The 18,843-nt window shown below is 66.4% G+C and carries 18 protein-coding genes, 1 tRNA gene and 2 pseudogenes; 14 read left to right on the plus strand and 7 right to left on the minus strand.

Features of this window, described 5'->3' with window-relative positions; genetic code table 11:
• Nucleotides 1-31: 31 nt before the first annotated feature.
• Nucleotides 32-1,540 (minus strand): diguanylate cyclase, encoded by a 1,509-nt coding sequence (locus MJ797_RS03035; RefSeq protein ID WP_239331606.1) that lies wholly within the window; start codon nt 1,538-1,540, stop codon nt 32-34.
• 1,307 nt (nt 1,541-2,847) lie between these two features.
• Here MJ797_RS03035 and MJ797_RS03040 point away from each other — a divergent pair.
• From MJ797_RS03040 to MJ797_RS27360, 5 genes and pseudogenes are all read left to right on the plus strand, one after another.
• On the plus strand, nt 2,848-4,623 hold the full coding sequence (locus MJ797_RS03040) for a serine/threonine-protein kinase (protein WP_239331608.1): 1,776 nt from the start codon (nt 2,848-2,850) through the stop codon (nt 4,621-4,623).
• A 282-nt stretch (nt 4,624-4,905) separates the two neighbouring features.
• Nucleotides 4,906-5,625: an HD domain-containing protein gene (locus MJ797_RS03045; RefSeq protein WP_239331610.1), complete on the plus strand. Its 720-nt coding sequence runs from the start codon at nt 4,906-4,908 to the stop codon at nt 5,623-5,625.
• Complete coding sequence (locus MJ797_RS03050; protein WP_239331612.1) at nt 5,622-6,236, plus strand: potassium channel family protein; 615 nt, start codon at nt 5,622-5,624, stop codon at nt 6,234-6,236. Before MJ797_RS03045 ends, MJ797_RS03050 begins: the two co-directional genes overlap by 4 nt.
• Nucleotides 6,237-6,325: 89 nt before the next feature.
• A complete protein-coding gene (locus MJ797_RS27165) occupies nt 6,326-7,273 on the plus strand; it encodes a TQO small subunit DoxD (RefSeq protein ID WP_305039672.1) in 948 nt (315 codons plus the stop codon).
• A 30-nt stretch (nt 7,274-7,303) separates the two neighbouring features.
• Nucleotides 7,304-7,423: pseudogene (locus tag MJ797_RS27360) on the plus strand (site-specific integrase); the annotation flags it as partial.
• A gap of 14 nt (nt 7,424-7,437) precedes the next feature.
• Here MJ797_RS27360 and MJ797_RS26920 read toward each other — a convergent pair.
• Entirely contained in the window at nt 7,438-7,569 is a 132-nt protein-coding gene (locus MJ797_RS26920) for a hypothetical protein (protein WP_255738214.1), read from the minus strand.
• Nucleotides 7,570-7,681: 112 nt separating this feature from the next.
• On the opposite strand from MJ797_RS26920, the gene MJ797_RS03065 reads away from it, so the two are divergent.
• The 3 genes and pseudogenes from MJ797_RS03065 to MJ797_RS27365 form a co-directional block, all read left to right on the plus strand.
• Nucleotides 7,682-7,969: a DUF6247 family protein gene (locus tag MJ797_RS03065; protein WP_239331614.1), complete on the plus strand. Its 288-nt coding sequence runs from the start codon at nt 7,682-7,684 to the stop codon at nt 7,967-7,969.
• Between the two features lie 10 nt (nt 7,970-7,979).
• Nucleotides 7,980-8,228, plus strand: coding sequence for a hypothetical protein (locus tag MJ797_RS03070; RefSeq protein WP_239331616.1), 249 nt, complete (start codon nt 7,980-7,982; stop codon nt 8,226-8,228).
• Between the two features lie 38 nt (nt 8,229-8,266).
• A pseudogene (locus MJ797_RS27365) lies at nt 8,267-8,503 on the plus strand (hypothetical protein); the annotation flags it as partial.
• A gap of 32 nt (nt 8,504-8,535) precedes the next feature.
• Here MJ797_RS27365 and MJ797_RS03075 read toward each other — a convergent pair.
• Both MJ797_RS03075 and MJ797_RS03080 read right to left on the minus strand, forming a co-directional pair.
• Nucleotides 8,536-8,609 (minus strand) — tRNA-Pro (locus MJ797_RS03075).
• Nucleotides 8,610-8,712: 103 nt separating this feature from the next.
• Complete coding sequence (locus MJ797_RS03080; RefSeq protein WP_239331618.1) at nt 8,713-9,648, minus strand: metallophosphoesterase; 936 nt, start codon at nt 9,646-9,648, stop codon at nt 8,713-8,715.
• 144 nt (nt 9,649-9,792) lie between these two features.
• On the opposite strand from MJ797_RS03080, the gene MJ797_RS03085 reads away from it, so the two are divergent.
• Nucleotides 9,793-10,248 (plus strand): GatB/YqeY domain-containing protein, encoded by a 456-nt coding sequence (locus tag MJ797_RS03085; RefSeq protein ID WP_239331620.1) that lies wholly within the window; start codon nt 9,793-9,795, stop codon nt 10,246-10,248.
• Nucleotides 10,249-10,318: 70 nt separating this feature from the next.
• Here MJ797_RS03085 and MJ797_RS03090 read toward each other — a convergent pair whose 3' ends face one another.
• On the minus strand, nt 10,319-12,733 hold the full coding sequence (locus tag MJ797_RS03090; protein WP_239331622.1) for a transglycosylase domain-containing protein: 2,415 nt from the start codon (nt 12,731-12,733) through the stop codon (nt 10,319-10,321).
• Between the two features lie 448 nt (nt 12,734-13,181).
• Here MJ797_RS03090 and MJ797_RS03095 point away from each other — a divergent pair, with 448 nt between their 5' ends.
• Nucleotides 13,182-13,538: a WhiB family transcriptional regulator gene (locus tag MJ797_RS03095; RefSeq protein ID WP_239331624.1), complete on the plus strand. Its 357-nt coding sequence runs from the start codon at nt 13,182-13,184 to the stop codon at nt 13,536-13,538.
• A 258-nt stretch (nt 13,539-13,796) separates the two neighbouring features.
• Here MJ797_RS03095 and MJ797_RS03100 read toward each other — a convergent pair whose 3' ends face one another.
• Together MJ797_RS03100 and MJ797_RS03105 are read right to left on the minus strand one after the other, a co-directional pair.
• On the minus strand, nt 13,797-14,999 hold the full coding sequence (locus tag MJ797_RS03100; RefSeq protein ID WP_239331626.1) for an ArsA-related P-loop ATPase: 1,203 nt from the start codon (nt 14,997-14,999) through the stop codon (nt 13,797-13,799).
• Nucleotides 14,996-16,045 carry an ArsA-related P-loop ATPase gene (locus MJ797_RS03105; RefSeq protein ID WP_374581307.1) on the minus strand — a complete coding sequence of 350 codons (1,050 nt, stop codon included), beginning with the start codon at nt 16,043-16,045 and terminating at the stop codon, nt 14,996-14,998. The genes MJ797_RS03100 and MJ797_RS03105 overlap by 4 nt, the downstream gene beginning before the upstream one ends.
• 101 nt (nt 16,046-16,146) lie before the next feature.
• On the opposite strand from MJ797_RS03105, the gene MJ797_RS03110 reads away from it, so the two are divergent.
• Genes MJ797_RS03110 through MJ797_RS03125 form a run of 4 tightly spaced genes read left to right on the plus strand, consistent with a single transcriptional unit; the run spans nt 16,147 to nt 18,582 of the window.
• Nucleotides 16,147-16,314 carry a DUF4177 domain-containing protein gene (locus MJ797_RS03110; RefSeq protein ID WP_239310997.1) on the plus strand — a complete coding sequence of 56 codons (168 nt, stop codon included), beginning with the start codon at nt 16,147-16,149 and terminating at the stop codon, nt 16,312-16,314.
• Nucleotides 16,311-16,817, plus strand: a complete 507-nt coding sequence (locus tag MJ797_RS03115; RefSeq protein ID WP_239331628.1) for a RidA family protein — start codon at nt 16,311-16,313, stop codon at nt 16,815-16,817. The genes MJ797_RS03110 and MJ797_RS03115 overlap by 4 nt, the downstream gene beginning before the upstream one ends.
• Before the next feature lie 3 nt (nt 16,818-16,820).
• Entirely contained in the window at nt 16,821-17,714 is an 894-nt protein-coding gene (locus tag MJ797_RS03120; protein WP_239331630.1) for an NUDIX hydrolase, read from the plus strand.
• 25 nt (nt 17,715-17,739) lie between these two features.
• The gene (locus MJ797_RS03125) at nt 17,740-18,582 is read left to right on the plus strand and encodes an MBL fold metallo-hydrolase (protein ID WP_239331771.1); all 843 of its coding nucleotides are present in this window, start codon (nt 17,740-17,742) and stop codon (nt 18,580-18,582) included.
• The last annotated feature ends 261 nt before the right edge of the window (nt 18,583-18,843 follow it).

An 18,843-nucleotide genomic window follows, 5' to 3' on the forward strand; every position in this document is an offset into this window, starting at 1 on the left:
GTCATGTGCCGCTACCGGGAAGCGGACCCGGTCACCAGGACTCGGCCACGGTGCCCTGAGGATCTCTGACGTTCTGAGCGTCGCCGGCATCATGGGTTCCGTCAGCGGCAGGTGCTGTCGTGGGCCGCGGGATCTCGGCAATCACCACCCGGTCCCGTCCCCGTGCCTTGGCGGAGTACAGAGCGCCGTCCGCCATTGCGACCAGCTCGCCCTGGTTCGACACGTGCGTCGGAAAGGCGCAGGCCCCCACCGACACAGTGGCGAAGATCAAGGTGTTGGCGTCCAGGGCGATGGGGCTCCCTGCCACCCGGGCACGCAGCCGTTCAGCGAGCGCTCCCAGCTCGCTCAAGTCGACATTGGACGCCAACAACGCAAACTCCTCACCGCCATAGCGGGCAAGCACATCGCCTGGGCGGGTCGCTGCGCGTAGTCGAGCGCCGATCTCGGCAAGCACCCTGTCACCTCCGGGATGACCATGATGATCATTTATTTCCTTAAAATGATCAACATCAATAATGACCAGCCCCAGCAAACCTCCGCTGCGACGCACCCGGGTGAGCCCGATGGACATCTCCGCCTCAAGAAAGCGGCGCGTGTACAGGCCGGTCAGCGAATCGACCATCGCCAACCGGCGCTGGTCGCAGACGAGTCCCGCCATTCGAGCGATCGTCAGCAGGAACATCAGCGCGCATGCCATCGCCATAACCGGAATGTCATGGGTGACCCCACGGGCATATTCAATCATTATCATGACAGGAGCGGCCAGCGCCGCCGTGAGCAGCACAGTCAGCCGGACTCCACCGAGGTTCTGCTCGCCAGCGGGCGCGGGTGCGGCCAGCCGCGTCATCGTCGGATGAAGTGCCGCGGCGCCTAGCGTCACGTTGGCGACAAGCCACATCCCATCCAGGAAGTTGCCCGTCCGATAGGTGCCGCCCAGTTGTTGCAGCCCATAGAGGGTGTCCGCGGTCATGATTAAAAAAAGGTTGCCCATGAGCAGGAAGCAGGCAGGCGACCGACGGCCCGGCCCGAGGAACAGCCTCAGCCCGACCGCGAGCAGCGCGATATCCATTACCGGATATCCGATCAAGGATGCAGCATCGGCCAGTCGGCCGGATCCGCCGCGGACATACGGGCCAATCAGGCCCAGCCAGGAGAGCATGGCCACGGCGACCGCCAGGGTACCGGCGTCCAGCAGGCCAGGCAGGTCACGCCCGGGAGTCCGGTGGCGTATGAAAATGACCAAACCCGCCACCGCAAGCGGATAACGAGCCAGGTAAAACGCATTAAAAAAAATGGGGAATCGCGCGGCTCCCACGACTGCTCCGGCGGCCTGGTATGGCGGGAAAAGTGCCGTACCAGCAATCAAATACACGAGCTGGCTGGCGGCCAGCAGCAGCCAGGGCAGCCGTGGTGCGGGCCGGAAGCAACCGACACCGACGAGTACCGCTATCGCGGCCGAGGCGCTGGCCAGGCAATAGCCCACAATCCGTACGGTGTGCCCCACGCCCTGCGACGGCACCAGGTAGTAACCGACCGCCAAACAAAACCCGAACGCCAGGTAAAGCAGACATGACCGGTTTGTGGCCAAGTATCTACGGCTGTTTCCCGGCCTCATCAGATCATCCCGGGGCGGCCAGTCTCCCCATGTCTCCACAGGCGCGGAAAAAGCCATTATTGCGCCTCCTTCAGCCAATCAGGTTGTATCCGATGGAACCAGTCGGTCCGGATATCTCGGCGAGGTATCGGAATTCGTGCCATCTGGACAATGGCCTTCGCGGCGAGCTGGACGCCACCGGGCCGCCCCGAAACACGGAAAACCTATTCCAACTACTCGGAACCCAGGCCCCGTCATAATATGAAAAATACTTTTTTGCCAGTGAACGGATGATCCTCCCGACTAATAGTAAGATTTCCTGTGAAACTCCTGTGAGCGCCAGCCTGCTATTTAATGATCTTCTATGACGACCTCCAGCCGGGGACCTCCCGCCCACACCACGATGCGTAACGGAAATCGACTCTTCCCCCTGCCTCCCAGGACCCCCTTTGCTGACCGGCCGCCCGTGGCGGGTCAGCCGTCCCCAGGTCGGCCCAAGACAACTGCCTGTACCAGCAAAGCGGTACGTGACCGACATCCCTTGCATCGAGTTGTACATCCGCCTTCGGTCTCAGTGAAACATTATGGACCAATGGTTTCCGCTATCGACGTATGGGGCCGTATCCGTGCCACGATCGCTGAGCGCGACCGGGAGATCAGAGCGCTGCGCGCTGCCCTTGGCCCGCCATGGAGAGGAGGGCAGCACCGGCGACCGGCCTTGCCACGCAACAGCCATGACTGGATGGACATCGCCCATGAACTCGGGATCCGGCGCAAAAGGCCGGTCGTCGACCTCGCGACAGGCACCGACAGGAGTTCAGGTGCGGCCCGCGCGGCACACCGGGCCTGCCTGCGGCGACAAAGTGATCAAAAACACCGCCGGCAACCGGCAAGCCGCGAAATCAGCCGGCAACCGGTCCGAGCACGGGCTATCTTCCGAGGTTCGGATCCGGAAATAGGCACTTTTGATCTAAAAAGTTCGAAAAAATCCGCGCACGGGCGGCCACGACCTCGCCGCCGGCTCCTTGGCACCATCTGACGATCAGCATGATCACATCCGGTTACGCTTACGACAATCTTTTATCTATACACCCCGACCAGCCAGCGACATACGAATGTGATCGATCATACGTTTGATCACCACGATCAAGTAGAGCGCACTCGAGAAAGTTGATGCGCCGACAGCCGTAAACCCCGCCGGGCTCGGTAGCGTGATCCGGGGATGGGGTGCGGATCATAGGAGAGGAGCGGGCGTGCTGGCGCCGCTGACCGACGCTGATCCCCGAAAAGTCGGGAGGTACTGGCTCCAGGGACGACTGGGCGCCGGCGGGATGGGCACCGTCTATCTCGGCTTTGACGATGACGGCCATCCCTTGGCAGTCAAGGTCATCCGCCCAGAATTGATCAACAATGCGGACTTCCGGAAGCGGTTTCGCCGCGAGGTCGCGGCAGCGCGCCGCGTCCGCGGCAACTACGTAGCCGAGGTGCGCGACGCCGACGTCGACGCGGAGCGCCCGTGGATGGCGACCGAGTACGTCGATGGCGTGAGTCTTGCCACAGCTGTGGCCGAGCGTGGCCGGCTCGGCAGCTCCACCCTGGTGAACCTCGCCACAGGCCTCGCCGACGCTCTCGTCGCGGTCCACACGGCCGGGCTGGTACACCGCGATCTGAAACCGTCGAACATCCTGCTGGCCTGGGACGGCCCGAAGGTCATCGACTTCGGGATCGCCCATGCCGTCGACACCACCGAACACACCCAGACCGGGCACGTCATCGGGACAGTCGCCTGGATGGCACCGGAACAGCTGCGCGGTGAACGGGCCGGGCCCGCTGCCGACGTCTTTTCCTGGGCCATGTGCGTCGTGTTCGCCGCGACCGGGCGGCACCCCTTCGCCGCGGACACGCCCACCGCCTCGGCGCTTCGCATGCTGCGGGAAGAACCCGACCTCAGCGGTATTCCCGACGGCCTAAGACCATTGACGCTACAAGCGCTCAACAGGGATCCGGGACGGCGGCCTACCGCCGTCGAGCTGGTCACCGGTGTCGTCCGCAATTATGTGGACAGCGTGGACCTCGCGGACCAGGTCACCCGGCACGTTCTGATCGCGCCACCGCTACCGCCTCCGTCAGCCCCTACGCCGCTACCGGTGGCTGTACCCGTGCCACCGGCGGCACCGACAGCACCGGCGGCTGGTCGCGCGGGGAATCTCGCCGCAGCCGGCCAGCCGGCCCCAGCCGGCCGGCAGACCGCAACCACGCACCGGCCACCCACCTCCGGCGCAGCCCCCGTTCGCCGTTGGCAACTGGCGCTGGTCACCGTTGCCGCTGGGATCGCGCTCGGCATCACCGCCGGGCTGGCGGTCGCCGTAGCGCTGCGTGTCGCCTCTGGTGGCGGTGCGGACATCCACGGCGCCATCCCAACGCCGGTGGTCGCGCCCGCGCCGAGCGGCAGCACCATCGTTCCGACCGTTGCGGGGGTGTGGACCTCTGGCCGGCCCGGGAATTCGGCTGGAATGCTGCTCAGCGAACCGTCAGTACTCGGCGAAGGCCCGCCGTCAGCGCAGCCGGTGAACATACCGCCACCGCCTTCCGCCGAGCCCATCGCAGCCGCACCCAATGCGGCGAATGTCGCGAAATCGACACCAAGAGAGCCGGTCACGTCAACCCAGCCAGACTCCATCCAGATGACTGAATCATCAAAAAATCCCACAAATGCGACGCGATCCACCACTAATCCGCCGGCAACTCCGGTAACGCCGGTAACGCCACAACCGACCCAGACAAGCGCACCGCCGCCGGCAACCACCGCCCCGGCACCGCGGCCCACCGCCACGTCCGGCCCACCGGCCACGCCTACGCCCAGATCTCCGGCCAGCACGGCATCCAAGCCGCCGGCGGCAACAATGCAACCGGTATCCACGCAATCACGTCCGCCGCCCGCGACCGCCTCGAACGTCGCACGATCCGCCAGGCCGCGGCCCCGGGGAACACGTACCCCCGCACCTACCTCCTCCTTAGCGGACGTCTGAACCAGTCTGGCGGCGATCCGCCTGGTAAGCCGGTCTTGCAAGGATTTCTCCCGCCGGAATCGGCGTAGCCAAAATGAACTGGCCTGGTCAGCGGTGGAATGCGCCTGGATGGGCATACCGCTGCTGGGCTCGGCAGTAACCGGCCCCTCGAACCCCGAGCAGTTGGAGCCTGACCTACGAGACCGATGCGCTCGCCGCGGGTGCCGCCGTCGGCGCCCAGCATCCAGCACCTGCGGGTGGCCCCTGTGGGCAACGCCGTGATCACCGGACACGGAGGACTCTGTGACCGACTCCTTCCCTGATCCTGCCGGCGACAGCCACCAGCACGGCAGGTCCACATTGCCGCTGCCACAACGCTTCGACGCGACTGCCGCCGCTGCCCGTGCGACCGCATATCTGCTGCTGCGACCGCTGCCCGCCCGCTGGGCACACTCTCAGGCAGTGGCGGCTCAGGCGGGCAGGATCGCTTCCACTGTCGCACCAGCCGACCGGGAACTGCTCGTTGCCGCGGCCTGGCTGCACGACATCGGCTATGCACCGCTACTGATCGATACCGGGTTCCATCCCCTCGACGGCGCGATCCACCTCATCCAGGCTGGCGCGCCGGCACGGCTTGCCGCTCTGGTCGCGCATCACTCCGAAGCACGGCTGCTGGCGCGACCGAGAGGGCTGCTGAACGCCCTTGATGAGTTCCCGGCAGAGAACGGACCCGTCATGGACGCGCTCGTCTACGCGGACATGACAGCGGACGCAACCGGAAAGATCATTTCTGTGCCGCGGCGACTTGCCGACATTCGCGCACGGCACACCGCCGAGCGTCCGGACCTGTTCGCCGCACGGTGCCGACGAGAGCCACGGCTACTTGCCGCCGCTGCCCGTGTCACGCTACGCCAGCGAGGCGACGGACCGCGAGCCCACCTCCCAGCTGCCGGGCGGGGCCAGCCGGGCAGCGGCGCTGATACCGGTGCGGTCCGTGCCAGCACCGGCCACGCGACCTCGTGACCACACGGGATCCGTGGGACACCGTGACGAACGCACGGCATGAGGCCCGGCGGCCGACGCGACGCCGTCGGGTCATCCTTCGCTCCATGCTGCGCGCACTGCTGACGACGACCGTGCTGGTCGGCATTTACTACCTCCTGCCGCTGGACCGGAGGATCGGCGCTGGTACCGCCGTTGGAATGGCCATCGGTCTGTTCGTATTCACCATCGTGGTCAGCATTCAGGTCTGGCAGATTGCCCATTCCAGCCATCCGAGGCTGCGCGCCGTGGAGTCTGTCGCCGCGTCCCTGCCGCTGTTTTTACTGATCTTTGCGACAACCTATTTTCTGCTCGCCCGGGAAGAGGTCGCGGCCTTCACCGAGCCATTGACCCGCACGGACGCGCTGTATTTCACAATTACCGTTTTCAGTACGGTCGGATTCGGCGACATCGCGCCCCGGACCGAGACAGCCAGAATAATCACAATTATTCAGATGATGGGTGACCTCATCGCCGTCGGACTGATCGCAAAAATCTTCGTTGGTGCGATCACAGCCGGACTACAGCGCCGCTCCGTCACAACGGAACCCGACAGCAGACCGAGCCGGAGCGAGGCACCAAAGAGCCGCTGAGAGCGCCCGAGCGGCGCGAAAGAACACGATCATGCAGCTCCGCTCCTCCGCTGAGCGGTCACGGGTAACCTGCACTGATCGTGAAAACTATGGACGGCGCCACGAGCACGGGCACCAGCCGGCCAGCCCGGCTCACCGAGCCAGGCTGGCCACTGCTGCCGTTGCGGCTGTTCCTCGGCGTCACGTTCACCTTCGCCGGTCTGCAGAAACTCGCCGACCCCGGCTACCTCGACCCGGCTTCGCCGACATCGATCCATCGACAGCTTGCGGTCCTTGTCCCTGCCAGCCCGATCGGCGGGCTACTCGGCCTGCTCCAGCCGTATCCGGACACCGTCGGGGTCCTGATTGCCCTAGGCGAGGTCGCGGTGGGCGTCGGGACCCTCCTCGGTCTGTGGGCTCGGCTCGCCGCCGCCACCGGCGCCATGTTCTCCCTGCTGTTCCTGCTCACCGTCAGCTGGCACACACGGCCGTACTACTACGGCTCCGACGTCGTTTTTCTGGTCATGTGGCTGCCGTTCATCGCGGTGGGCGCCGCCGGCGTACTGTCGGTGGACGCCTGGCTCGCCCGAGTACGCGCCCACGACCCTCGGCGCCGCGTGTTGTTGCGCCAGGGGGCGGCAACCGGCCTCGCGGCGCTCGGGGCTCTCAGCACCGCCGGCCTGACCGCCTGGATAGGACGCGCGGTCGGTGGGCATACGGTCTCCCGCCCGCCCACGGCGATCGCAACCGGAGAGGCCACGATTGTGGCGCGAGCCGATGAGATCTACCAGGGATCGGCGAAAAAGTTCACCAACCCCCGATCCGGGGAACCGGCCTGGCTTGTCCACCTACCGGCGGGTGGGTTCGCCGCGTTTTCGGCAGTGTGCACGCATGCCGGGTGTGCCGTGAACTTCCAGATCTCCGACCAGCAGTTCGCCTGCCCCTGCCATGGTGCGTTGTACTCGGCATCGAGCGGAGCGGTCATTGGCGGCCCGGCGCCCCTGCCGCTCACCCGGCTGCCCTTACGCCTCGACGGGGACGATGTCGTCGTCGGTTGATTCCCGCATGACGCGCGGCGCACCTGCTCGTCGCCGCTCCCGGACAGCGGCATGCCGCTGGAGCGGATTTCCCGCCTGGTTGGCCGCAGCGGGACGGCGGTCACCAAGGCCGTCTACCGGAAACAGATCCGCCCGGTGATCGACAGCGGTCAACTCCGCCGGGCCTACACCTGCCAGGCTGGCCGCAGCCGGTGCGGCGTCGGCCAGCTCTGCCCGCAGCGCTTCTCCACCTGGACGTCCACCCGGTTGACCTGCGGGAACGCGCACAGGGTGGAGAAGGTGGAACTCTTTCCCACTTCCCCCGTACACGCGCGCCCGTGGTCAGCGTGGTTACGCGTACCGAGCTGTGCCACCCGGTGAGACAATGGCTCTATGGGTGATGTCGGTGTAAGTGCTGGTGCACCAAGTGTGTACATTCGCCGCGTCGACAAGAGCCCCGCCGCGATCCGGGCCGCTCTCCCGCCGGCTATGCGGCCGGCCTTCGAGACCGAGTTCCGCGCGGCGCTGGCCACCGCGGCGGACACCTTCGACATCGCCCCGCTCGACACCGTGGTGCGCGTGTGGTGGACCGAGGCCCTCCTCTGCGCGAACCCCGAGGTCCAGGCCGAGGTCGACGAGACACGGCGCCGGATCGCGGCCGGGGATTCCACCGTGTTCAACATCACATCCGAACCCGCCGCCGTCACCCGGGGCTGACCCGTTCCCGGTGGTCCGGTACACCGCGAGGTGGGTCACCTACGCCGACGAGCAGCGCCGGTCTCTGTCCGCCGACGCCCGGCAGACACTGGACGACAAGCTGGCCCTGCTGTGCACCGCTCCGCGGCGCTACGGCGACTACAGCCCCACCCGGGACCAGTGGTCGACCCACTTCGGCGACGGGTGGGGCGTGGTCCTCTACACCATCGAAGACCGATGGAACATGATCACAGTTCTTCGAGTGAGCTGGGCCAAGTAAGAGCGACCGGCAATAGGGGACGCGGCGTCGCGGGCCTGGTCGCGAAGGAGTGGACGCCGCAGGAGCTCCGGCACAGCTTCGTGTCCCTGCTCTCGGACGATGGCGTATCGCTGGAGCAGATCTCGCGTCTGGTTGGCCACAGCGGGACGGCCGTCACCGAAGCCGTCTACCGGAAGCAGATCCGCCCGGTCATCGACCAAGGGGCAACAGCCATGGAGCGGATCTTTCTTTGCCCTCAGAACGTCAGTCACCCAGTTAGACACTCAGGGGCATGATCCCTTGTTGCGGATCATGCCCCTGACCTGGGTCGGGGTGGCGGGATTCGAACCCACGACCTCTTCGTCCCGAACGAAGCGCGCTACCAAGCTGCGCCACACCCCGCGACCATCGCAGAGTCTACCTGATCCATCAAGCGGCCTGGGACACCGAGTTCCCGTGGGCCGTCCTGGCTCCAAGGGAGCTGTGGGATCGCCTCCGCCGGCCCTCAGGCTGTAAGTGTGATCAAAGTAGCTTCGGGCCGGCAGGCGAAGCGGACCGGCGCAAATGGTGAGGTCCCCAGACCAGCGGATACATGCAGCCACGACCCCCGCCCGCCCGCCTCGTACCGGGAGAGTCCGCGCACCCGGGCACGATCAATACCGCAGTTGGTGACCAGCGCCCCGAGGAACGGCACCCGGACCTGGCCGCCGTGGGTGTGCCCGGACAGCGTCAGCGCCACCCCATCGGAGGTGTAGGCGTCCAGCACCCGCGGCTCCGGAGTGTGCGACAGCCCGAGCCGCAGTTCAACATCAGCGTCCTCCCGAGGGCCGATCACCGAGGAAAGACGATCACGTCCCAACCGGGCGTCATCGACGCCGCGGACATCGATCCGCCGTCCGGCGACCCGCATCACCGTCCGATGGTTGGTCAGGTCGATCCATCCGCTGTCGCCCGCAAGGGTCTTTGCGAACGCGGCCCAGTCCAACGGGAGCCCCTTCGGCCTGGAGTCGTCCTCCGACAGAAAGTAGTGATGTGGGCTCTTCAAGGTCGGCGCAAAGTAGTCGTTGTTCCCCGGTACGAACACGCCGGAGAAGCCGAACAACGGAGACAGCGCCTCCAGGGTCGGCCTGTCCGCATCAGGATGTGACAGTACGTCACCAGTCAATGCCACAAGATCGGGCATCAGACGAGCCAGCTCCGAGATCCACGCCAGTTTCCCTCCCTGTTTGGGGGTGATGTGCAGATCAGAGATGTGCAGGATACGCAGCGGGCGGACCTCGCCAGCCAGCGCCGGAACCACCAGACGGCGCAGAGTGTACGCGCTCCGCTCATAGCCGGCGGCATAGGCGAGGCTCAATGCGCCTGCCGCACCGAATCCGGTGGCCGCGCGTCTGGCGGTCCTTCGAAGCGTGCCCGGGGGGAACCGTCGCGTACCCGTCATCAGACCAGTGTGGCCCAGGTTTCGCCCATTGCGGCTGTTCTCCGCGCCGCGCCGCGCCGCGTCACGCGAATGATCAACAACGGGAAGGCTGATGATCGTATCCTTGGAGGTCCCGGAGCGACGGAACGGCTAGGGTCAGGTCGCGTGAGCGAACTCAAGGAGCGCCTGCGGGCGGATCTCACCACTTCGATGAAGGCTCGGGACGCACTGCGCACATCCACCCTTCGCATGGCCATGGCCGCGGTGAAGGACGAGGAGGTAGCCGGTACCAGCGTCCGCGAGCTGTCCGACGAGGACGTGCGGAAGGTGCTCACCCGCGAGGTCCGCAAGCGGCGGGAGGCCGCGGATGCGTTCGCTGCGGCCGGCCGGATGAACCAGGCCGAACAGGAACGCAACGAGGGTGCGATCCTCGCCACTTACCTTCCCCAGCAGCTGACCGACGACGAGCTCATTCTGATCATCGAACGAGTGATCGGCGAACAGGGACTCGTCGGCCCGAAGGCGATGGGCGCCGCCATGAAAGCGGTCCAAGCCGAGGTGGCCGGGCGAGCGGACGGCTCCCGCGTCTCCGTCCTGGTCCGTGCCCGGCTTGCCACCTGACGCACGCACCCAAGCCCCGCGGCACCGCGTCCCCTCTTGCCGGTCACGTATTGCCGGTCACGCTACGTCCTCAGTCTCCGCCGAATATGTCGAGAATGCCATTCCCTCGTCGGTGTGTCGGGCTCGCGGTCGCTGTCACGGGTTGCCGGGGCGGCGCCGTTGCGGGCTGTTCGGCGGGGGCTCCGCCGCTGTCCGGTCGAAGCTGCGAGTCAGGACCCTGCGAGACCATCAGCACCACGTCCGAACCAGCCGGGACCTCCTGGCCGCCCGCCGGATTCATCGCCAGCACCGTACCCGCCGGAGCCACGTTGTTGACCTCCTGAACCGTCACCCCGAAGCCCTGCGCGGTCAACAGCGCCCGTGCCAGGACAACGTTCTGGCCGACGACATCGGGCAGTGTCTGCTTCGGCGGATTGGGCTCGCTGTCGTCGGGAGCGGGCATTGCCGCCACTGGCAGCTTGAGCCCGTCGATCGCGCCACGCATGGTTCTCGCCCATACCTCGGCGGGCAGATCACCACCATAGACCTGGTTAAAGCCCAGGACGTTGCGCAACGGGTAGGTCGTGGGCGACCTCGGGTCGGCGAGGGTCACCGCGACGGCGAGCTGCGGGATGTAGCCGGCGAACGAAGCGGTGCTGAAACCCTGCGCGGTCCCGGTCTTACCAGCCGCCGGTCTGCCGATCTGCGCGTTTTTCGCCCCTGTTCCATGGAGGATGACCCCCTCCAGCACCGAGGTGACGCTGTCCGCGACATTCGCCCCGAGGACCTGGCGGCATGGCTGGGGCGCGGCGTAGGCGACCGGCCGATCCGTACCGCCGACCCGCTGGGTGATCGATTCAAAAGGTTGTGGATCACAGCGGATGCCGTGATTGGCAAGCGTGGCATAGGCGGTCGCCAGGTCCATTGTGGAGATCTCGTTGGAACCGAGGACAGCCGAACCGTCGCGTGCTCCTATGCCACCGGGCGGACAGCGCTGCCTGAGCGCCGAGGTGTGATCCTGTACTCGGCATGACGTGACGCCGAGCCGGCGAGCCATCTCGGCGGTGCTCTGGACGCCGACCTTCTCCGCGAGCTGGATGTAATAGGTGTTCACCGAGTGCCAGGTTGCCGTCGTCATCGAGTACAGGCCGGCTTCGTTCGGATCGGCGTTGCCGAAGCAGTCCGCGGTGCTCGCCCGCGTGCTCCCCTCCGCGCGAGGATTGTTGAAGATGTTCGAGTGATAACACACCGGCGAGTAGTACGTGGTACCCAGGGGCATTCCCTTCTCAATGGCCGCCGCCAGCGTGAAGACCTTGAAGGTGGAGCCCGGCGAGAACGAGGTCTCCTCGAGCGGAATAATCTGTTTTGTGTGGGTGAAGTCGGTCGTACGCTCCGGCGGCAGACCGTCCGAGGACGGTCCGTACACTCGGTTGATGGCCAGTGCCAGCACTTTTCCGGTACCGGGTTGGATCATCGCCACGCCCGCGGCAACCCGGCTACCCGGTGGCACGACACCGGACGCGGCGTTCTGCGCGGCAGCCTGGGCAATCGGGCTGAGTGTGGTGCGAATCGTCAGACCGCCCTCGAACAACAGCCGCTCGCGGTCCGCCTGGGTCGCCCCGAACCGCTCGTCGGCAAGCAGCACGCGGCGGACGTAGGCACAGAAGAACGGCACCGACGACAGCTGGCAGGGATCTGCCGCCTGTGGCGGACGGTTCAGTGTCAACGGCACTGCCTTGGTCTCGCTCAGTTGGCTGTCGTTGATGTGGCCGAGTTCGTGCATACGCTCCAGGACGATGTCACGGCGGATCGTAGCCGCCTGCGGATGTAGCACCGGATTGTAGGCCGTGGGATTTTTCACCAGACCGGCCAGCATCGCCGCCTGTGGCAGGGTAAGCCGACTCACGTCGACGTTGAAATAGTGTTTCGCCGCGGTCTGCACACCGTAGGCACCGTCACCGAAATAGGCTATGTTCAGATACCGCTCGAGAATCTGGTCCTTACTCAGGTGATCCTCTAAATACAGTGCGTAGCGGGCCTCTCGGAGCTTTCGCTTGACCGTTTGCTCGGTGGCTGCATCCTTGCTTTCCCTGGTGGTTGCCGCCTGTAGCAGAACATTCTTCACATACTGCTGGGTAAGCGTTGAACCACCCTGCGTGACAGAACCTGACTCCTGGTTGGTGACATAGGCCCGGATGAGCCCCTTGTAATCAAGGCCGGTGTGTTCGTAGAAACGGGAATCCTCGATGTCGATGATCGCCTGACGCATCACCATCGGCACCTGATCAATCGTCACAATCTCTCGGTCCTGCTCACCTCGCAGGTATCCGATCACATTTCCCTGGGAATCAAGTATCCGGGAGGCCTGCGGCAACGGCGGCACGGTGAGGTTCGCGGGCAGCTCCAGGAACGAGTCGGCGCCGCCCTTGGCCGTGAGGCCTACCAGGGCCACGAACGGCACCGCCATGAACGCGAGCAGGACACCGGACAGCCCACTGATGATCATGAATCGCGTCGTCCGCCTGGCCGCTGTCCGGGCACGCGGCCGGAAGGACCGGAGTCTCGCAGGCCGCCGGGCGCCTGCGGGTGCGATGCGTCCGGTGGCACCGGAACGACCAGAACCGGCCGGAGGTTCCGGATGCCGACGGTATGTTCCTGTCGTCGCTGTCACGTCCGGGAACCTCCAAATGGCCCCCCTCGCGGCCACTCGGCCGCGCAATTGGCACAAGCCTATGACCCCGCTCCCCAGACACGTGGATGTCACGCGGACGACACGAAGCGGTGACAGAACGCACCACATTTATCACTCGGATCAATGGCCCGGACGGGTCATTTGGACAACCACCCGTGTGGGGTCTGTGCCGTGGCAAAGGCGCTCCGTACGGTTTCGGGCGAAGCCACGTCACCACCCGCACGGGCCCCCTGACCCGGACTCGAGAAGAAAGGCAGGTGGCATGACCAGCAGCCTGGCTACCCGCACCAGCGCCGCACGACGTGCCAGCTCGACCCAGTTGATCGGCTCGACCGTTGATGGCGACTGGACCGCGAACGCGGCCTGCCGTGATCTTGACCCGGACGATCTCTTCGTTCAAGGTGCCGCCCAGAATCGCGTCAAGACCCGATGCTTCGGATGCGCCGTTCGTACCGAATGCCTCGCTGATGCCCTTGACAACCGAGTCGAATTCGGAGTCTGGGGAGGTATGACCGAACGGGAACGCCGGGCGCTTCTGCGGCGACGGCCCGATGTCACCTCCTGGCGAAAACTGCTTGCGGATGCGCGCGCCCACCATGGGGCTGCCTCCGCGGGTTAGGACCGTCCGCACCTCGGCCCCCCCAGTCGACGATCCAGCCTCCGATTCGTCCTCAGTATCTCATTATCACACTCCGACGGGATGCTCGGGACGTCGACGTCACCCAGGAGACAACCTCTCGACGACGGCGTCCCGGGGCACCCCGGGACGCGCGGCATACGAACAGCGCCACGCTGGCTGGGGGCCCTCGAGGCCGCAGGACACGCAAAAAATGATCGCGCGCCCTTTGGCCGGGCACCACGAACGGGCCGAAACGCGCTAACCAGCCTGGTGGAGTACTTTCTCCCCAGCGAGCGCGGCACCGACATCGCGGAGGCCATCAAGATCGTGAATGTCTCCGGCCAGCGCGTCGACCTCAACCAGCGGTGTGTCAGGATGCGCGCTGGTGAAACGCTCCCGCAGCCGGTTCTCGCGCGTGGCCAGCCTTACTCTTTCCGCGTGGACCCGCAGTACAGCCGCTGTCAGTGGATGCCCGGCGTGCTCGGCGAGTGTTTCGGCCGCGGCGAGACTGCGTTCCACGGTCAGGCCGCGAGCCGCGGAACACACCGGGTGGACCCGATTGATGACAAGCCCCGCCAACGGCATTCCATCCGAATCCAGTCGATCAACAAAATAGGACGCCTCCCGCAATGCGGCGGCCTCGGGCGCGGCTACCACAACAAATGAAGTACCGGGTGCGCCCAACAACTGGTACGTCTGCTCGGCACGCTGCCGAAAACCGCCAAACATGGTTTCCAGCGCCGCCACGAACTGGCTGACGTCCGTCAGGAGCTGCGCACCGACAATCTTGGTCAGAATCTTGCCGAACATACCGAGCCCAACCCCGACGACTTTCAGGTACATTTTTCCACCTGCCTTCGCCGGGGCGAGCAGCAGCCGAAGCAAGCGACCGTCGAGAAACGCCCCCAGCCGGGTGGGTGCGTCAAGAAAGTCCAGCGCCGACCTGGTCGGCGGCGTGTCAACGACGATGAGGTCCCAGTCCCCGGTGGCGTCCAGCTGGCCGAGTTTCTCCATGGCCATGTACTCCTGGGTACCGGCAAAGGACGACGACAACGACTGGTAGAAAGGATTTTCAAGCAGCTGCTGAGCTCTGTCCGGGGCTGCGTGCGCCAGCACGATCTCGTCGAACGTCCTTTTCATGTCGAGCATCATCGCGTCCAGCCGGCCGCCGGCCGACCGGTCGACCCCGGCGACTTCCCGAGGAATGTTGTCCAGTTCGCTCAGCCCCATGGACTGGGCCAGCCGACGTGCCGGGTCAATCGTCAGAACGACCACCTGGCGGCCCTGTTCCGCCGCCCGCAGGGCCAGCGCCGCGGCAATGGTGGTTTTCCCGACGCCGCCCGACCCGCAGCACACAATGATCTTCTCACTGTCAAGCATCGCATCGACATCCAACGGCGCTGCCGGCACCGACGGGACGGGCAGCGGCCGTTGTGCGGGCTGCCCCTGCGTCGTGCTCATCCGACCATCCGCTGTTTGCGCAGCAGGTCCGCAAACCGGTAGATCACGCCAACATCCACGCCGTCGGCGACCAGGGGCAGTTCGTATACGGGCCGGCCCAGCGTCTCGACCTCGGCTCGTTCAGCCGCTTCCAGGCGTACCCGGCGCGCGTGCTGAGCCGCTTCGGCCGCGAGCGCGCCGACCAGCTCGACGCCGGCCTGAATGCCGGCCTCCTTCATGCCTGCCACCAGTCCTTCAAGATCCAATTCATTGGCGCTGGCCCGCTCGATGTCATCGGCCGCCAACAACGGCTTCCGGATCATATTCACGATGACACCGCCGACCGCGAGGCCCGCGGTTCTCACCTCAGCGACGCCGTCCACCGTCTCCTGAATCGGCATCTCCTCGAGGAGGGTGACAAAATGCACAACAGTCGCGGCGGACCGCATCACCGCCATCACGCTGTCGGCCTGAGTACGGATCGGACCCATTTTCGCCAGCCCGGCAACCTCGGCGCTCACGTTGAGGAACCGGGCAATACGACCGGTCGGCGGCGCGTCGAGAACAACCGCGTCATAGGACCTGCCGCCGGGACGGGTGGCGTCCGGACGGTTCACGGCTTCTTTCACCTTGCCCGTGAGCAGGACGTCACGAACCCCGGGCGCGATCGTGGTGGCGAAATCGATAGCGCCGATCTTGCCAAGCGCCCTGCCGGCGCGGCGGAGGTTGTAGAACATTTCCAGGTACTCCAGCAGGGCCTCCTCCGCGTCAATGGCGAGCGCGAAAACCTCACCACCACCTGGAGCACTCGCCACTTTACGCTCGGCGTAGGGCAGCGGCGGGGTGTCAAACAGCTGCGCGATCTGCTGACGCCCCTCGACCTCGGTGAGCAGTACCCGCCGCCCCCCGGTCGCGAGCGCCACCGCGAGCGCGCCGGCTACGGTCGTCTTGCCGGTGCCGCCCTTGCCGGTGACCACATGAAGGCGGCACGACCACGGCCCCCGAGTGGCGCCAGGCGGCAGAGTGTCCTGCGACGTCACACCGACGACCGTACCCGGCTCGGCCACCCCCTTCCGTGCGGGCTTCCGTGCGGAAGCACGGCTGTCGAACGCCAGGTCCGCCGATGCGTCCCGCCCTCTCCCGGCGATGACCAATAAGGTCTCGTGTCATGACGACCTGGGAGTACGCGACAGCGCCACTGTTGATCCATGCGACCAAGCAGATCCTCGACACCTGGGGCGCGGACGGCTGGGAGCTCGTCCAGATCGTTCCCGGCCCCAATCCGGAGAGCCTGGTCGCCTACTTCAAGCGGCCGACGAACGTCTCGACGGCATGACGCCCGCGGGCACCGAGGCGGCCACTCCGTCGCGGCGGCTGGCCGCGCTCGGGCTGGCACTTCCCGCGGTACCGGCACCAGCCGGCGCCTACCTGCCGGCTCGCCGCCATGCCGAGCTGGTGTGGACGGCCGGGCAACTACCGCTGGTGGACGGCACGCTCGCCGTCAGCGGCCAGGTCGGCGCGGCCGCTGACGGCGGCATGATCACCCCTGACCGCGCCACCGAGCTGGCCCGCATCTGCGCGCTGAACGCCCTCGCGGCCGCGGCCGCGGCCGCCGGCGGCCTCGATGCCCTCACCGGCATCGTCAAGGTCGTCGGGTTCGTCGCCAGCGTGCCCGCGTTCACCGGACAACCAGCGGTGGTCAACGGCGCGAGCGAGCTGCTCGCGGCGGTGTTCGGCGACGCCGGGCGGCATGCCCGCTCCGCCGTGGGTGTAGCCGTCCTGCCCATGGGCGCCCCGGTCGAGATCGAGCTGGTCGCCACCATCTGTTCTAACATCTGACACATGCCGGATCCGACCAGCGCGGTGACCGAGGACCTGCTCACGCACCTGCGCCAGCGGCTACCGTCGAGCATCCCGGAACGGGCGCGGTCCTATCGTCCTGATATCGACACACCGGCACCCACCCGCGCCGCGGCCACGGTGGTCCTGCTCCGGCCCGCCCTCAGCGGGCCAGACGGGGTCGAGGTCTGCCTGTTGCGCCGGGCGTCCACGATGACCTTTGCCGCCGGCATGTACGTATTCCCAGGCGGGACGGTTGATCCAGCGGACAGCGACGCTGAGCCGCGCCGATTTGGTACGGCGGGGGCCGCAGCGCCATACCTGCCCGGGGCCGGGCCAGCGCTGGCCCGAGCACTGGTGTGCGCGGCGGTGCGCGAGACGTTCGAGGAAAGCGGTGTCCTGCTCGCCGGACCGGACGGCAACACCATCGCCGATGTCAGCGGCCCCGACTGGGAATCGGACCGGGCCGCGTTGGAGAGCCGGCGGACCAGCCTCGCCGCCGTGCTGGCCCGACGCGCCCTCGGGGTACGGATCGATCTGCTCCGCTCCTGGGCACGCTGGATCACGCCCGAGGCCGAACCTCACCGCTACGACACCTGGTTCTTCGTCGCGGCGATGCCGACCACGCAGCTGACCCGCCGGATTCCCGGCGAATCCGACCGGCTGCTGTGGACGTCGCCGGCGGCCGCGCTCGACGACTACCTGGCGGATCGGCTACGCCTGATGCCACCCACCGCGTACACCCTCGGCGAGTTGGTGAACTACACCAGCGTCGAAGAAATCATGGCAGCTTCCACCGCCCGGGACATGGAACCGATCATGCCAAAAATCTCGTTGCGCGATGGCACGGCCCGGCTTGTGTTCCCGCACGACACCGACTATGGCTCAATCGACTGACGGGCACGGGCGGGCAGTGGCCATGATGCCGTCCCGTCCTGCCGTACCCCGGCAGGTGACGACACTCGCGGCAGTGCTGCTCGCGCCCAATCCCGGCCCGATGACACTGGACGGCACGAACACGTGGCTGCTGCGCGCCCCCGGTGCCACCGGCTGTGTGGTCGTCGACCCCGGCCCGCCTGATCATCGGCATCTCGACGCGATCGTCGCGGCGGGACCAGTTGAGATGATCCTGCTTACCCATGGTCATATCGACCATGCCGCGGGCGCCGCTCCGCTCCACAGCCGCACGGCGGCTCCGGTCCGTGCCCTGGACATCGCCCACCGGCTCGGCGACGAAGGGCTCGCCGAAGGCGATGTGATCATCGCTGCCGGAGTAGAGATCCGCGTGCTGGCGACGCCTGGCCACAGCGGCGACTCGCTGTCCTTCGTCCTCACCGGCGACACCGGCGGACCCGCGGCCGGCGGGCACCGAACCGGCGTGAGTGACACAAGTGACACAAGTGCCAACGGCGTCTCGGTGCTCACCGGCGACACAATCCTCGGGCGGGGCAGCACGGTGGTGGCGCATCCTGACGGGCGGCTCGGCGATTACCTAGCGAGCCTGCGGCGTCTGCGCGAGCTGGGCGATGCCACCGTCCTTCCCGGCCATGGGCCCGAGCTGCCGGCAGCGGGGCGGGCTTGCGACACATACCTCAGCCACCGGGAGGCCCGCCTGCGGGCGGTCCGAACAGCCGTCGAGGCAGGCGACACGACGGCCGGGGAAATCGTCCGACGGGTCTATGCCGATGTCGACCCCGCGCTGTGGCCGGCGGCGGAACTATCGGTCCACGCCCAGCTCGAGTACTTGCGCCAGCTCTCCCACTGAGGTAGTCGAATCATCGCCGCAGGCAACGGAAGGCGACATCTTCCAGACATCCCAAATGGCTCTTTTTCCATCCGAACGTGGCTAAGATCAGCGGGAAAAGAAGATCCCGTACAGTTGGCTTATGCTCGCGGCCGGGAGGCGACTACCCGTGCGTAACGCTCCGCATTTGTCCGACTGCACCAGAACAGCTCCGACATGGAGGCGATACCGGCAAACCCCGCATATCAGACGGGCCGGCTGGATGTCCTTGCCAGGCCCCGG

It is taken from the genome of Protofrankia sp. CiP3 (assembly GCF_917627345.1).
Lineage (GTDB): Bacteria > Actinomycetota > Actinomycetes > Frankiales > Frankiaceae > Protofrankia.